The organism is Methylovorus menthalis (genome assembly GCF_020523625.1).
Classification (GTDB): domain Bacteria; phylum Pseudomonadota; class Gammaproteobacteria; order Burkholderiales; family Methylophilaceae; genus Methylovorus; species Methylovorus menthalis.
The window spans coordinates 23,041-37,922 of the sequence record NZ_JAJAQH010000006.1 but is presented as its reverse complement, the minus strand read 5'-3'; the positions used below and the strand labels follow the sequence as shown (position 1 = coordinate 37,922).

Genomic DNA, 14,882 nt, shown 5'->3' with positions numbered 1-14,882 from the left:
CCTTACTTGTTGCGCTGCAGGATGTTGGTGAATTCTTCCATGAAGCTTTCATAGCGCACGGCCAGCCGGTCAACCGCAGAAGCAAACCGGTTGTAGGCGATGACCGCGGGAATGGCGGCAAACAGGCCAATGGCGGTTGCCACCAGCGCTTCGGCAATGCCTGGCGCCACATGAGACAAGGTCGCCTGCGCCATATTGGCCAGACCACGAAACGCATTCATGATGCCCCAAACCGTACCGAACAGACCGATATAAGGACTGACAGAGCCGACGGATGCCAGAAATGGCAGATGCGAATCGAGATCATCCATTTCGCGGTTGTAGGCGGCGCGCATGGCACGCTGTGCGCTTTGGGTCACGTCACTGATTTCCAGGCCGCCCTGGCGTTTCAGCTTGGCGTATTCCTTGAACCCGGCCTCAAAAATACTGGCCATGCCTTGTGCGCGCCGACGGCCAGCATTCACACTGTCGTAGAGCTTGTTGAGATCACCACCACGCCAGAATTCCTCTTCAAATGCCAGCGCATCGCGCTCTGCACTGCGAATGCTGAACACCTTGATGAAGATGTACCACCATGACACCAGAGAGGTGAGAAGCAAGATGGCCATGACAATCTGCACCGGCACACTGGCGCCGGACAACAGGGTATATAGGGACATATCCTCGCTGAGGTTCATTACTGCTCCATTTTTTTCATTGACTGTTGGATAGGGGCGGGAATCGTTACTGGCGTGTAGTTGACCGCATCAATGCAGACAACTTCCACGCTGGCTTCGGTAAGGATCTGCCCGTCCCGGAAAATCTTTTGTTCAAACACCATGCGGCTGCGGCCCATGCTGGCAAGCTCGCTATGTACCTCAATGGCGTCATTGAAACGGGCGGGCTTTTTAAATTTGATTTCGATATTACGCACAACAAAGATGATGCCAAACTGCGCGGTAAGTTCCGTGTGTTCGAATCCCAGGCTGCGCAACCACTCGGTGCGGGCACGCTCCATAAAGTTGAGATACTGGCTGTGATAGACGATGCCGCCAGCATCACTATCTTCGTAGTAAACCCGGATCGGCCATGCAAACTGATCCGCATGCACGGTATCGCTCACTCCTGCCATAAGCTTCCATTTTGCATGCTGGCCGGGGTTGGCAACCCAAAATGCTGGTATGACTGCTGGGTAGCCACACGGCCACGCGGCGTGCGCATCAGGTAACCCTGCTGAATCAGATAAGGCTCAAGCACATCTTCAATCGTGTCGCGCTCCTCGCCAATGGCCGCGGCCAGATTATCCAGGCCCACCGGGCCGCCACCGAACTTCTCCAGCACGGCGAGCAACAGCTTGCGATCCATGACATCAAAGCCCAGCTTGTCGACATCCAGCATTTGCAATGCCGCATCGGCAATCGCCGAGGTGACGATGCCATCCGCCTTGACCTGCGCATAGTCGCGCACGCGGCGCAGCAAGCGGTTGGCAATACGTGGCGTGCCGCGGGAACGCTTGGCAATCTCCAGCGCACCCGCCTCCTGCATGCTGACATCGAGCAGACCAGCCGAGCGATGCACGATACGCGCCAATTCATCGGCCGTATAAAACTCCAGCCGCGACACAATCCCGAAGCGATCGCGCAGCGGATTGGTCAGCATGCCGGCACGCGTAGTGGCACCCACCAGCGTAAAAGGGGGCAAATCAAGCCGCACCGAACGCGCAGCAGGGCCTTCGCCTATCATGATGTCCAGGCGATAGTCTTCCATGGCAGGGTAAAGAATTTCCTCCACCACGGGGGATAGTCGATGGATTTCATCGATGAATAGCACATCATTGGGCTCAAGATTAGTCAGCAATGCCGCCAGATCGCCTGCGCGTTCCAGCACCGGGCCAGATGTCTGGCGCATGTTCACGCCCATTTCGCGCGCAATGATGTGCGCCAGTGTTGTCTTGCCAAGGCCAGGCGGGCCAAACAGCAAGACATGATCCAGAGCTTCGCTGCGGCCACGCGCAGCATTGATGAAGATTTCGAGCTGACCGCGGGCCTTTTCCTGACCGACATACTCGTCCAGCACCTTGGGGCGCAGGGCACGCTCCAGCGCTTCTTCCTCCCGGCCCAGCGGCTCGGCGGCGATCAGTCTGTCGGTTTCTATCATGGGCCTGTCAGGCGGTCTTTAATCAGGATTTGGAAAGGGATTTGAGTGCCAGACGGATACCGTCGGCCACTACAACATCGGCAGGCAATTGCTTGACGGCTGCCATGGCTTCCCGCTCATTGTACCCCAAGGCGAGCAGCGCGTTGAGCACATCGCCACTGGCGGATTTCGGCTGACCAGCGGGCGTGGTGAGACCATCCACGCTGAACTTGTCTTTCAGCTCCAGCAACAGGCGCTCGGCCGTTTTCTTGCCTATGCCCGGCACGCGGGTCAGCAGCGCGGTTTCCTGCAAGGCCACTGCTTGCGCCAGATCATCGACCGACAAGCCGCTCAATATCGACAACGCCGACTTGGCACCTATGCCATTCACCTTCAGCAGCTGGCGAAAGGTCTGGCGCTCGCGGTCGGTGCCAAAACCATATAGCAGCTGCGCATCTTCGCGCACGATAAACTGCGTCAGCAGCACCACTTTTTCACCCAGGGCTGGCAGGTTATAGAAGGTGCTCATGGGCACCTCGCATTCATAGCCGACGCCATGGCAATCAATCACCACTTGCGGCGGTGCCTTTTCAATCAGGACTCCGCTGATTCGGCTAATCATGAACACGCTCCCACAGATGCCGCCTATGCGGCAGGGTTAATTAATTGAGATGTATATAAACGTTGCCAGGGGGAAATGCGCAATCACACCAGCCGCCCGCCCCGTACGCGAAACCCGGCCGTTGCCAGCCTGCCCAGGCCTTGGCCGCCGTGCGCATGGCAAATGGCACATGCCAGGGCATCGGCCGAATCCGGCTTGGGCACGCCAGGCAGCTTCAGCAGACGCTTTACCATTTCCTGCACCTGTTCCTTGGCGGCATGACCATTGCCCACCACCGACTGCTTGACCTGCAGCGCTGTATATTCCGCCACCGGCAGATTCTGGATCACAGCCGCACAAATCGCCGCGCCACGGGCTTGCCCGAGTAACAGGGTCGATTGCGGATTCACGTTTACAAATACTTTTTCAATCGCCACCTGCTCCGGGGCATAGGTGGCGATCACTTCGGCCAGGCCATCGAGTATGATTTTCAGCCGCGAGGGCAGGTCTTCAATCTCGGCGCCCTTGCCCTGGGTGGTCTTGATGGTGCCGCTGGCGATGTAACTCAGTTTTTCACCGGTTTTTTCGATGACGCCAAAACCGGTCAGGCGCAACCCTGGATCAATACCAAGGATGCGCATCAGCTGCGACCTGTCGCCAGCAAGGGCATCACTCTTCGATCACCGCTGTGGTGTACACGTCCTGCACATCATCCAGGTCTTCCAGCGCATCCAGCAGTTTTTGCATTTTGGCGGCATCGTCGCCGGTAAACGCGGTTTCATTGAGCGGCTTCATGGTCACCTCAGCCAGCACAGCCTTGAGGCCCGCTGCTTCGAGGGCTTCCTTCACGGCGGTGAAATCTGCAGGCGGCGTAATCACCTCAATACTGCCGTCTTCATCGGTAATCACATCTTCCGCACCGGCTTCCAGCGCCGCTTCCATTACCTGCTCTTCACTGGTGCCTGGTTCAAATACCAGGGTGCCGCAATGCTTGAACATGAAGGCCACACAGCCATCGGTGCCCAGGTTGCCACCATTTTTGGACAGGGCATGGCGCACATCGGCCACCGCACGCTGCTTGTTATCCGTCATGCAGTCGATGATGATGGCGGCGCCGCCAATGCCATAGCCTTCATAGCGAATTTCTTCGTAATTCACGCCTTCCAGCTCACCTGTACCACGCTTGATGGCGCGGGTGATGTTTTCTGCCGGCATGTTTTCTTCTTTGGCTTCCGCCACCGCGGCACGCAGGCGCGGGTTGAAGTTGATATCACCGCCGCCCAGACGGGCCGACACGGTAATTTCCTTGATCAGCTTGGTAAAAATCTTGCCGCGCTTGGCATCCTGACGGCCCTTGCGATGCTGAATATTGGCCCATTTGGAATGACCTGCCATGACTAAATCCTCTAACCCTTTAAATTCGCCGGATTTTACCATAGCCAGGCCTGCTGCTGGCAGTCGCTAAAACAAGCAATACTCGATAAACAGGGAAGAAAGGCGAGACTAATCCTGCCCCATGGCGGGGTCTATGGCTTCGCGACTGCGCATGCTGCGCAGTGAAATAATGACGAGGGCAGCACCGATGAGCAGCATGCCGATCGACTCGCCTGGCGTGGGGCGCTCGCCCAATTGCCACCAGGCGGCCAGTACACCGATCACCGGCGCCAGCATGGAAGTCATGCTGGCAATACCGGCAGGCAGCCGCTGCAAGGCGTAAAGCCACAGCATCCAGGCCAGCGCGTTACACAGGATGGCATTGAAGGCGACTGCACCAATGAACTGGGGCGTCCATTGAATTGGCCCCGCGGGAACGATCAACGCCACTGCCACCAATGGCAGCGAGCCAAAAAACATCTGCCAGGCAGTGAGCGAGAGCAAATCGAGCTCTGGTGAGCGCTGATGCAGCTTCTTGGCAACAATCACCGACAAGGCCCAGAACACACCACCGAGCACCGCCAGCGCCATACTGAAAAGGTCAGCGCCGAGATGCAACGGGTCCAGAATGAAAAGCAGGCCCATGATGGAGCAGGCCACCGCCAGCCATTGCGTGCCACGGATTTTTTCGCCGAGCAAGGGCCAGGCCAGGATCATCACCCAGAATGGCATGGTGTAAGTCAGTACAGCCGTCTTGCCCGCACCCCCTTCTACCAGCGCCCAGATAATGAGGCCGGTAAATCCGCAGGTTTGCAGCACACCCAGTAACAGCAAGGTGGGAATCTGCCGTGGCCGGATCGGCCGCCGCAAGATCGGCAATAGAACCAGCAGGCACAGCGCCCCCAGGAAGGTACGCAAGGCACCAAACTGAAAGGCACCCGCATAACGCAGCGCATGCTTCATCACCACCCAGTTATAGCCCCACAGCACAGCGAGCAGAAGCAGAGCCAGAAAGGCGCGCACCGTGGCGCTGGCGGAGGTATTCATCTCTGCAAAATCAATTCCAGGTATGGGTATACAGCTTCCAGCTACCATCGGCCTGACGGCGATACAGCAGATGCACATTACCACTGAATTCCTGACGCTCACCGGCGGCATTCACTGCAGCAGCGCTCCAGCGACCACGTTGAAAAGCCAGTGTTTCATCCGCGCCCACTTCCAGCAGCTCCAGCTTGTGGTCAACCACGCCTTGGCCGATCAGGTCGCGCCAGAAATCCAGAATCGCCTTGCCGCCCGTCACCTGGGCAGCGCCTGATGGCAAAAGACTGGCTTCATCATCGTAAAAAGAAGCCACCAGAGCAGGCTGCTGGGTGTTGAAAGCCGAATCCCACGCCTGGTTAGATGTGGTGAATTGCGCCTTTAATGCGTCATTGGTTTGCATGGTAATTACTCCTTGGGGTTAGTAACGAATTCAGTAAAGCGTGAAATGTCAGGCCTGGACCATGGCGGGAACGCCCGCCACGATTAGGTGCAGCATCTCGTGCAGGTGCTTGCGCCCGGCCTCATCCAGACCGGCCATGCATTGCTTGAGGCGGCTGTAGTAGTCCGGCATTACCTCATCCAGCTTGGCCTGCCCGGCCGGGGTGAGGCGCACGCTGATATTGCGGCGATCTTCGCCTGCGTAAATGCGCTCAACCAGACCATCGCGCTCCAGACCATCAATCAGGCCCGTCATGGTGGCGCGTGAAACGCCCGCTTTTTGCGCCAGCGCAGAAGGCGTTGATGTCAGGGTTTCTTCGCGCATCAGCAGGATCAGTACCCACCAGCGCCCTTGCAGCAAGCCATGCCGACTGAGGCAGGTATCGAGGGCAATGGACAGGTCCGTAGCGACCCGCAACAAATGCAGGAAAGACGAAATCGCCGAGACATCAGCCTCGGGGTAGCGCTGGGCAAATTTATCCAGCACTTCAGGGGTAGGGAGATCGCGCAGTTGCAACATGATTAGGGTCATTATAGTTAGCTGGCTAACCATGTCAAGCCCATGACGGGATTTAAGGTTCTACTAACTAGCCGATAGGTGTATATTTAAATTTCGAAACAAGCCCTTGCGTGATTCAGCGCGGGCCGTAAAAAAGAACAGGCAGCCATAACAAGCCTTAAAAACGTTCGAGGAGGATGTATGAAAACAGTACGGCAATTGCTGGAAGAAAAAGGTAATACCATCTTATCCGTCGGCCCCGATAGCCTGGTTTACGACGCCCTCAAGATCATGGCCGAGTATCGCGTAGGCGCTCTGCTCGTGATGCGTGGACAGGCCCTGGTAGGTATTTTTTCCGAGCGGGATTATGCGCGGGAAGTGGTACTCAAGGGCAAGACATCTAAAACCACGCCGGTCTCTGACATCATGTCGCACCAGGTGATCACGGTATCGCCTGACCAGACCGTGGACGAATGCATGAACCTGATGTCAGGCAAACGCATACGCCACCTGCCGGTGATCGAGCACAGTCAGGTAGTCGGCGTGTTGTCGATTGGCGATCTGGTCAAGGCGACCATCGAGTATCAGCAGTTCCTGATTCAGCAACTGGAGAGCTATATCCAGAGCTGAAGCCTCACCCAGGCAGAGCCATCCATCGCGCAGCCGCGGGCTGAAGCTCAGCTGCGGTCTGCCTCGGTCCGTCCCACCTGCTCCCAGCCCTGGTTGATGCGCTCACGCAAGTCATCTCCCTGCTCCTCGGTGAGGATACGGGTTAGGTCGTTACGCATGCGCAGGCTGTTGACCACCACTTGCTGCATGTCATTGCGGATCGGGTGGCTGGCCCACATCAGCTTTTCATCGTGCTGACGGAAACGCCAGGCTGTGCGGTAGGCATGAAAACGGCTGTAGCCTAGCTCGGTCAGTACCTTTTCGCCTAGCTGCAGGGCTCCAGCAAACGTCTCCCGCACAAAATCCACCTCAAGATCCATATACTCAAACGCATAGCTGCGGTTGCGGGCACGCGCCAGTATCGTCACTTGCGGATAGTGTTTGCGCACATAGCGCGCCGTCTCCAGCGCATCTTCCGCATTATCAATCGCCAGTATCAGCAGCTTGGCCTTGGCAATGCCCGCCGCCCGCAAGACATCGGGCCGGGTAATGTCGCCGTAATACGCCTTGTGTCCAAACTGCCGCATCAGGTCTATCTGGTTCGGGTCAAAGTCAATCACAGTGGGCGGCTGGCCCACGCTGCTCAGCAAACGCGTAATCACCTGCCCCACGCGTCCGAAGCCGGCCACGATAACTGCGCGTTGCTCTTCAAATGCATCGTGGCTGGAGGATTTTCGGTTAAGCCGCTTGCGCAGGTAAATGCCATGCGCCAGCATGAATAGCGGCGTGGTCAGCATGGAAATCGCCACCACGGAATTCAGCAGGCTGGCCGTATTGTCCGTAAAAATCCGGGCATCGGCAGCGGCATTGAAAATCACAAAGGCAAACTCGCCCACCTGCGACAATGTCAGCGCAAACAGCAGCGCATCTTGCGACTTGTGGCCAAATGCGCGTGCCAGACCAAACAGCAACACCAACTTGAGCATCACAAATCCCAGGCCCAGGCCGAGCACCAGCCAGGGTTGCTGCATGATCAAGGGCAAGTTGACCGACATGCCGACCGCGATAAAAAACAGCCCCAGCAGCAAGCCTTTGAATGGCTCGATATCCAGCTCAAGCTCCTGCCTGTATTCGGAATCTGCCAGCAGCACCCCGGCGATAAATGCGCCCAAGCCCATGGAGAGACCCACCGAGGTCATGAGGATGGAGACGCCGATGATCAGGAACAGGGCAAAAGCAATGAAAATCTCGCGCAAGCCGGTGTTGGCGATATAGCGCAGAATAGGCCGCAGCAGGTATTTGCCGCCAACGATCAGCACCACCACCAGCGCAATCGCCTTGGTAATGGCGAGCCAATCCATATGAAAGCCGGTAGCGGTTTCGGTGCCGGGCGCAATCACCAGCAGCAGAATCATCAGCGGAATCACCGCCAGATCCTGGAACAGCAAGACAGCAAATGCCGACCGACCCGACGGCTGTGCCAGCACGCCCTGCTCCGCCAGTACCTGCATGGCAATCGCAGTGGATGACATCGCCACCCCCATGCCCGCCACCAGCGCCAAGCGCCAATCCAGATGCAGAAATAGCCCAAGCGCCACCACAAGGCCTATGGTCAGCACCACCTGCAATCCGCCCATCCCAAAAATCGGCGTGCGCAATTCCAGCAGCTTATCCAGCTCGATTTCCAGCCCGATGAGGAACAGCATCATCACCACTCCGAATTCGGAGAAGTGCAGCACGGTCTCGGTCTCGGCTATCAGCCCCAACCCCCACGGGCCGATAAGAATACCGGCGATAAGATAGCCCAGCACTGAGCCCAGCCCCAGGCGTTTGGACAAGGGCACTGCCAGTACGGCAGCGCCCAGATAAACAGCGCCCTGAATGAGCAAGGCAGGGGTATGCGCTTCAGCCATGCTTATGCTCCTGCCAGAAAATCAACTTGCGGCGCATGCGCCGTGTGTACCACGGGCGGCAAATCACCATCTACCAAGCCCTGTATCCATTGCGCATATTGCGCCGCCCGTTTTTGCAGGGCAATTTCATCCAGCTGGTTTACATCCTGGGTCAAAAATGGCTGCAAATATGGCATGCCGCACAGCGTGGCGGTCTGCTCAAATGGGCGCAGCAGCTCAGCGATGGAAAACTGGTTGTAGGCCATGCGCTGATACACATTGGCGGCACCGCCACTGGTAATGGCATGTATCCATGGCTTGCCGCGCAGGGCATCGCCATCATCGCCATACGCCCAGCCGAAGGTCAGCACGGTATCCAGCCAGTTTTTCATCAGCGAGGGGCATGAGTACCAGAACAGCGGATGCTGAAAAACCAATACATCATGCTCGGCCACCAGCGCCTGCTCATGCGCCACATCGATCATCTGCTCGGGGTAGTGCTCATAGAGGTCATGCACCGTGACATCCGGCATGTCCACCACAGCACTCACCAGGGCGCGGTTCACCCGCGAGGCTTCAGCATAAGGGTGCGAAAACAGGATCAGGACACGTTGCGCCATCAAGGAGCTTCCTTCTTGGGCATTTCCATGCGATAGCTGTCATAGCTGCGGTTCGCCGCATCCATGCAGTTCTGCCATTGAATGGGATCGGTGAACAGGCGGCACTCTGCCTGGCGGGTGGCTTGCGCGCTATCGTAGAGCTGGCGTCCGGTACAGCCAGCCAGTAGCGCAATGAGCAGCAGGCAGAGGATACGAAACATATCCCTTACTCGCCGATGATCTTGACCAGCACGCGTTTTTTGCGGCGCCCATCAAACTCGCCGTAGAAAATCTGTTCCCACGGGCCAAAATCCAGCTGACCTTCGGTAATCGCCACCACCACTTCGCGGCCCATCACCTGACGCTTCATGTGGGCATCGGCATTGTCTTCGCCGGTATCGTTATGGCGGTAATTGCGGATAGGTTCGTGCGGTGCCAGACGCTCCAGCCACTCTTTGTAGTCGTGGTGCAGGCCGGATTCATCGTCATTGATAAACACACTGGCGGTGATATGCATGGCATTCACCAGGGCAAAGCCTTCGCGCACGCCGCTTTCGTGCAGGCACTCGCGGATTTGCGGGGTAATGTTGATAAAGGCAACGCGGGTGGGAGGATTGAACCAGAGTTCTTTGCGGTAGCTTTTCATGGAAGCGCCTTTCTGCAATGGAGGATTATTCAAGCTGCATTATAGCCAGCGCTTCTGGCGAGTAAACACGCACAAGAGGCCAGCGCGGCCTCCTGCATGTGTCAAATGACGAAAAAATGAATGCTAGATTTTGCCGTCCAGGCCCATCTGGTAGTACTTGTGCACGATCTTTTCCTGGTTTTCCAGCAGCCAGTCGATGCTGGGTTCGTTGCTCATGGCTTTATGGATGGCCTGCGCTGTCGCCTTGCGGTGCAGTTCAAACAGCACCTTGTGATCAAGGTCATCCTTGTCCGCCACGCTGGGGTGCAGCCATACCGAAACAATAATGCCAATGTCATTCACCTTATCCTTGGGGATATCACCATTGCGCACGGCATCCAGCACGCCATTGGCAATCGCCGCCTGCACGGTTCCCATCAGGATATTGGTATAGCGCGAATTATCCACCGTCACCTTGCTCACCATCAGTGTCGCCGGGCGCACCATAACATCAGTATTCAGAATCGCCAGCACCCGGGTATGCCCCTTGACCTGGTCTCCCAGCAGATTGGCAAACGCCACGCCCATGGGACCGCTCATTTCGCCAATGGCAACTTCCGGCTCGGCTGCCGTGCCTGGAGGGCCCCCTGCCACCAACGCTTCACCTACCCGCATAACAATCGGATCACTCATATCCTGCTCCTTGTGATGGATTAAAAAAAGAAAGCGGGCCCGCCTTTAAGCAGGCCCGACAACAAATGACGCATGATGTCGGATACGACGCTGGGTGCGACGCGAAGTTGCAGCGCTATTGCGCGAGTTAGTGCTTGAGTCCGGTGATCCAGCGAGTGTAAACGGCACTGGCCACCTGATTGAGCGCTGCCACCTGATCGGGTGCAGCCTCCATAATCGCCTGCGGCGGTTGCACGCTAGGCTGATGCAAGGCGGCTTCGATCTCGTGCGCGCTGGTGGTGCACCAGGTGTTGACCAGGTCCACCGTCATTTCAATGTGGCATTGAAAGCCAATGTGTTTGCCCATGACAAATGCCTGATTGCAGCATTGCGCATTGCCCAGCAATGGCTTGGCTTGCGGCGGCATGCTGAAGGTCTGGTAATGCCACTCAAACGTCGTGAACTCCCTGATGCCGCCCAGCCATTCCTCTGCCAGCTGCGGATCTGCCGCCTGCACCGTATGCCAGCCGATTTCGGCGCAGTGGTTATCGGTAATCTGCCCCCCCATGGCGCGCGACAGCAACTGACCGCCAAGGCAATGCCCCAGCACAGGGATATCCTGCGCCACGGCATCCTGAATAATCTCCAGCAAAGTCGGTATCCAAGGCAAGGGATCATTCACGCTCATGGGGCCGCCCATCATCACCAGCCCACTGTATTCAGTGATAGGCTGGGGCAAGGCATCGCCTGCATGCACGGAAATGCGGCGCCAGGGGACTCCCATACGATTCAGGTAATGCGCAAAAAAGGCGGGCGTATCATTGGCGGTAAACTGGACAACGGCAACGGGCTTCATGACGAATTCGATTAAAAAACAATATGTGAATGATACACCCAAAGCATGCACGAATCGTGCCGCACGGGGCTTTTAGCAGATGACTTCAGTATGCTCCCCGATAAAAAATGCACCGGGAAGGGTGCATTTTTTATCGCCTGCCTAGTTAATGGCGAACCGCACTTTATGCAAATGGTAACCCTGCTGGTCTATATCCTTGATGGCATCGGCAGCCAGGGAATCCTCACCAATTTCCACACCGGTTTTTTGCCGGATCAACTTGGCGTAATCCGGGTCATCCACGGCAATTTTTGATACATCTGCGCCCGACAAGACGGAAAGATATTTCTGGCTGCTGCTGGCGCTCTGATAGATATCGATTTTCATGTTCACCTCTCCTTGAGTATTCAAGACAAACAAAACTGCACCTGTTTAGAGACTCGAATGGCGAGAGGGTTCACAAAAAAACAGCTGAGGCATCGCATTAAGCCATGCGACTAACTTATCCCCCTCGGCCATGCCACGCGCCAAAACCAAAAGCCCGCAAATGCGGGCTTTTGATTTCACGCCACCCAGACAGCAAGCGGTAGCTGCTTGGATAAGATGAACTAGTACTGCACCTGACCTGGAATCCAGCTGGTGCCGGCGAGCGGTACCTTGGCCATGGCGGCGGATTCCACCGTCAATGCGACCAGATCTTCCGGTTCCAGATTGTGCAGATGCGATTTACCGCAGGCACGGGCGATCACCTGGGCTTCCATGGTCATCACGGCCAGGTAGTTGGCGAGGCGGCGACCTGCTTTTACCGGGTCGAGACGCTTCATCAGCTCAGGATCTTGCGTGGTGATGCCTGCAGGATCCTTGCCTTCGTGCCAGTCGTCGTAGGCGCCAGCAGTGGTGCCCAGAGCCTGGTATTCGCTTTCGAGGCGTGGGTCGTTGTCACCCAAAGCCACCAGCGCGGCGGTACCAATTGCTACGGCATCAGCCCCCAGGGCCAGCGCCTTGGCCACGTCGGCACCATTACGGATACCACCGGACACAATCAGCTGTACCTTGCGGTGCATACCCATGTCCTGCAGGGCTTGCACGGCGGGACGAATGGCGGCGAGTGTAGGAATGCCGACGTGTTCAATGAACACTTCCTGCGTGGCGGCAGTACCGCCTTGCATGCCATCCAGCACCACGACATCGGCACCGGCTTTCACGGCCAGGGTCACGTCAAAGTAAGGGCGAGTTGCGCCGACTTTGACATAGATGGGTTTTTCCCAATCAGTAATTTCACGCAGCTCGGCGATCTTGATTTCCAGATCGTCCGGGCCGGTCCAGTCAGGGTGACGGCAGGCAGAACGCTGGTCCACGCCCTTGGGCAGGCAGCGCATCTTGGCAACACGGTCACTGATCTTCTGGCCCAGCAGCATGCCGCCGCCGCCCGGCTTGGCGCCCTGCCCGATCACGACTTCAATCGCATCGGCCTTGCGCAGGTCGTCCGGGTTCATGCCGTAGCGCGATGGCAGGTATTGATACACCAGAATGGAAGACTGACCACGCTCTTCCGGCGTCATGCCACCGTCACCGGTGGTGGTGCTGGTGCCAACGGCGCTGGCGCCGCGACCCAGTGCCTCTTTGGCCGGACCGGACAAGGCACCGAAGCTCATGCCCGCAATCGTCACCGGGGTTTTCAGGTGTATTGGCTTCTTGGCGAAACGGGTGCCGAGCACAACATCGGTACCGCATTTTTCACGATAGCCTTCCAGCGGGTAACGGCTGACCGATGCGCCCAGGAACAGGAGATCGTCAAAATGCGGCAGCTTGCGCTTGGCACCGGCACCGCGAATGTCGTAAATACCGGTCGCAGCTGCGCGGCGGATTTCAGACAGGGTGTAAGGGTCGAAAGTCGCGGAGAACCGTGGCTGCGTCTGAGGGGTTTTTGGGGTATCGCTCATATTAGTAAGCTCCTGCGTTATCGACATGGAAGTTATACAGGGTGCGGGCAGAACCGAAGAGCTTGAAGCTGTCGGGGCTGACATCGGCATGGCCGGACTTGGCGAGCAGGTCCACCAGAATCTGGCGGGCTTCGTCATCCATCGGCTTTTCTTCGCAATCGGCACCTAGGCTCTTGACCTCGCCGCGCACAAACAGGCGGGCTTCGTACAGGGAGTCGCCCAGCGCTTCGCCAGCATCGCCCAGCACCACCAGATTACCGGCTTGTGCCATAAAGGCGGAGAAGCTGCCGACCGAACCGCCGACCACGATATCCGCGCCCTTGAGCGAGATACCGCAACGCAGGCCAGCATCGCCATCAATAATCAGCAAACCACCTTGTGCCGTGGCACCGGCCGCATTGGAGGCAAAGCCTTTGACGTGCACCACGCCAGACATCATGTTCTCGGCCACACCGGTACCGGCGCTGCCGGTTACCACGACGTTGGCCAGCTGGTTCATGCCTGCGGCGTAATAGCCAGCGTGACCATCAATCGTCACCTGCACATCCGACTTGAGGCCGACGGCGATATTGTGTGCGCCGTTCGGGTTATGAATCACTACATGCTTGCCATTCAACTCGGAAGCCGGGCTGTGCAGGTACTGGTTAACCTCGCGCAAAGGCGTTGCCGCCAGATCAAATTTTAGACTTTCCATACATACATCTCCTTGGGCGAAGGTTCAAACACGTGCGCATTCTTCACATCGGGCAAGTGGGCCAGCGAGCGGAACTCGGAGGCAATCGCCACGTAATCATCATGCTCGGCCACCACGGCTGGTTTGCAGGCAAACGGATCGCGGATCAGGGCCAGCTGGTCCTTGGTGCCCATCAACAGGGTGTAGAAACCATCCAGCTCGTCAAAACCATGTTCCAGCGCGGTCTTGAGATCGTCGCCTTCACGCATGCGCCATTCCAGGAAACGGCAGGCAGCTTCGGTATCGTTATCGGTTTCAAAGTCGATGCCTTCGTGCTGCAGCTTGCGGCGCAGGCTGTTGGCGTTGGACAGTGAACCGTTGTGCACCAGGCACCAGTCACGGCCAGCCGTGAATGGGTGGGCGTGGGCCGGAGTAATGGCAGACTCGGTTGCCATGCGGGTATGGCCCACCAGATGGGTACCGCTTAGTTGCGGCAGGTCGTACCGTGCAGCGACATCAGCTGGCAGGCCGGTATCCTTGTACACATCAATCGACTGGCCGACGGACAGCATGTGAACCTGTGGATAGTGTTCCTTGATCCAGGTCTTGATGGTCGGGGTTTCCAGATGCGAGATCAGGATGGCGTGGTTGCCCTTGGTGCTGAGGCTGACCTTGCTGCCCAGGTGCGCATCAAAGTCATGCGCCAGGCCTTGCCAGTTGAAATCCATGGTCGGGGCATACAGGCTGTACTTCAGCTCGTTGCCTGCCACCGGCGCCGTAAACACCGCCATACCGGCAGAGTCAGGGCCACGTTCTGTCATGCCGATCAGCATCGGCATCATCAGCTCGCCAATGTTGGCGCGCATGCTGGGGTTTTTAACCAGCAAACCTACAATTCCACACATGATGTTGCTCCTTTCAAATTCATTCATCAGGTGGCGGAGAGGGCCTCCGCCATGCGCTGCC

General features: G+C 57.3%; 20 protein-coding genes. 1 reads left to right on the top strand and 19 read right to left on the bottom strand.

Annotated elements, in window-relative coordinates; genetic code table 11:
* Positions 1-2: 2 nt before the first annotated feature.
* The 9 genes from tolQ to LG204_RS05910 form a co-directional block, all read right to left on the bottom strand.
* The gene (gene tolQ / locus LG204_RS05950; protein ID WP_230336409.1) at positions 3-677 is read right to left on the bottom strand and encodes a protein TolQ; all 675 of its coding nucleotides are present in this window, start codon (positions 675-677) and stop codon (positions 3-5) included.
* A complete protein-coding gene (gene ybgC, locus LG204_RS05945; protein ID WP_230336408.1) occupies positions 677-1,111 on the bottom strand; it encodes a tol-pal system-associated acyl-CoA thioesterase in 435 nt (144 codons plus the stop codon). Before ybgC ends, tolQ begins: the two co-directional genes overlap by 1 nt.
* Positions 1,099-2,136 carry a Holliday junction branch migration DNA helicase RuvB gene (gene ruvB, locus LG204_RS05940; protein ID WP_230336407.1) on the bottom strand — a complete coding sequence of 346 codons (1,038 nt, stop codon included), beginning with the start codon at positions 2,134-2,136 and terminating at the stop codon, positions 1,099-1,101. The genes ybgC and ruvB overlap by 13 nt, the downstream gene beginning before the upstream one ends.
* Positions 2,137-2,158: 22 nt before the next feature.
* On the bottom strand, positions 2,159-2,737 hold the full coding sequence (ruvA, locus tag LG204_RS05935) for a Holliday junction branch migration protein RuvA (protein ID WP_230336406.1): 579 nt from the start codon (positions 2,735-2,737) through the stop codon (positions 2,159-2,161).
* An 83-nt stretch (positions 2,738-2,820) separates the two neighbouring features.
* Positions 2,821-3,357 carry a crossover junction endodeoxyribonuclease RuvC gene (ruvC, locus tag LG204_RS05930; protein ID WP_230336405.1) on the bottom strand — a complete coding sequence of 179 codons (537 nt, stop codon included), beginning with the start codon at positions 3,355-3,357 and terminating at the stop codon, positions 2,821-2,823.
* Positions 3,358-3,385: 28 nt separating this feature from the next.
* Positions 3,386-4,111, bottom strand: a complete 726-nt coding sequence (locus LG204_RS05925; RefSeq protein ID WP_230336404.1) for a YebC/PmpR family DNA-binding transcriptional regulator — start codon at positions 4,109-4,111, stop codon at positions 3,386-3,388.
* A gap of 108 nt (positions 4,112-4,219) precedes the next feature.
* Entirely contained in the window at positions 4,220-5,137 is a 918-nt protein-coding gene (locus LG204_RS05920) for a DMT family transporter (RefSeq protein WP_230336403.1), read from the bottom strand.
* 10 nt (positions 5,138-5,147) lie between these two features.
* Positions 5,148-5,531, bottom strand: coding sequence for a YybH family protein (locus tag LG204_RS05915; protein ID WP_230336402.1), 384 nt, complete (start codon positions 5,529-5,531; stop codon positions 5,148-5,150).
* A 48-nt stretch (positions 5,532-5,579) separates the two neighbouring features.
* The gene (locus LG204_RS05910; RefSeq protein ID WP_230336401.1) at positions 5,580-6,089 is read right to left on the bottom strand and encodes a MarR family winged helix-turn-helix transcriptional regulator; all 510 of its coding nucleotides are present in this window, start codon (positions 6,087-6,089) and stop codon (positions 5,580-5,582) included.
* A gap of 180 nt (positions 6,090-6,269) precedes the next feature.
* Between LG204_RS05910 and LG204_RS05905 the strand changes: the two genes are divergently transcribed.
* Entirely contained in the window at positions 6,270-6,698 is a 429-nt protein-coding gene (locus tag LG204_RS05905; RefSeq protein WP_230336400.1) for a CBS domain-containing protein, read from the top strand.
* 47 nt (positions 6,699-6,745) lie between these two features.
* Here the strand turns inward: LG204_RS05905 and LG204_RS05900 are convergent, their stop codons facing one another.
* From LG204_RS05900 to LG204_RS05855, 10 genes are all read right to left on the bottom strand, one after another.
* Positions 6,746-8,590, bottom strand: coding sequence for a monovalent cation:proton antiporter-2 (CPA2) family protein (locus LG204_RS05900; RefSeq protein ID WP_230336399.1), 1,845 nt, complete (start codon positions 8,588-8,590; stop codon positions 6,746-6,748).
* Between the two features lie 2 nt (positions 8,591-8,592).
* Complete coding sequence (locus LG204_RS05895; protein WP_230336398.1) at positions 8,593-9,189, bottom strand: NAD(P)H-dependent oxidoreductase; 597 nt, start codon at positions 9,187-9,189, stop codon at positions 8,593-8,595.
* Complete coding sequence (locus LG204_RS05890) at positions 9,189-9,389, bottom strand: hypothetical protein (RefSeq protein WP_230336397.1); 201 nt, start codon at positions 9,387-9,389, stop codon at positions 9,189-9,191. Before LG204_RS05890 ends, LG204_RS05895 begins: the two co-directional genes overlap by 1 nt.
* A 5-nt stretch (positions 9,390-9,394) precedes the next feature.
* The gene (locus tag LG204_RS05885; protein WP_230336396.1) at positions 9,395-9,814 is read right to left on the bottom strand and encodes a secondary thiamine-phosphate synthase enzyme YjbQ; all 420 of its coding nucleotides are present in this window, start codon (positions 9,812-9,814) and stop codon (positions 9,395-9,397) included.
* Between the two features lie 123 nt (positions 9,815-9,937).
* Positions 9,938-10,486: a formaldehyde-activating enzyme gene (fae, locus tag LG204_RS05880; RefSeq protein WP_013443121.1), complete on the bottom strand. Its 549-nt coding sequence runs from the start codon at positions 10,484-10,486 to the stop codon at positions 9,938-9,940.
* A 127-nt stretch (positions 10,487-10,613) separates the two neighbouring features.
* Positions 10,614-11,321: a type 1 glutamine amidotransferase gene (locus LG204_RS05875; protein WP_230336395.1), complete on the bottom strand. Its 708-nt coding sequence runs from the start codon at positions 11,319-11,321 to the stop codon at positions 10,614-10,616.
* A 141-nt stretch (positions 11,322-11,462) separates the two neighbouring features.
* Positions 11,463-11,687 carry a hypothetical protein gene (locus LG204_RS05870; RefSeq protein ID WP_230336394.1) on the bottom strand — a complete coding sequence of 75 codons (225 nt, stop codon included), beginning with the start codon at positions 11,685-11,687 and terminating at the stop codon, positions 11,463-11,465.
* A 221-nt stretch (positions 11,688-11,908) separates the two neighbouring features.
* Entirely contained in the window at positions 11,909-13,243 is a 1,335-nt protein-coding gene (locus tag LG204_RS05865) for an FMN-binding glutamate synthase family protein (RefSeq protein ID WP_013443129.1), read from the bottom strand.
* Between the two features lies 1 nt (position 13,244).
* Complete coding sequence (locus LG204_RS05860) at positions 13,245-13,937, bottom strand: GltB/FmdC/FwdC-like GXGXG domain-containing protein (protein WP_230336393.1); 693 nt, start codon at positions 13,935-13,937, stop codon at positions 13,245-13,247.
* Positions 13,925-14,821: a class II glutamine amidotransferase gene (locus LG204_RS05855; protein WP_230336392.1), complete on the bottom strand. Its 897-nt coding sequence runs from the start codon at positions 14,819-14,821 to the stop codon at positions 13,925-13,927. Before LG204_RS05855 ends, LG204_RS05860 begins: the two co-directional genes overlap by 13 nt.
* Positions 14,822-14,882 lie beyond the last annotated feature (61 nt).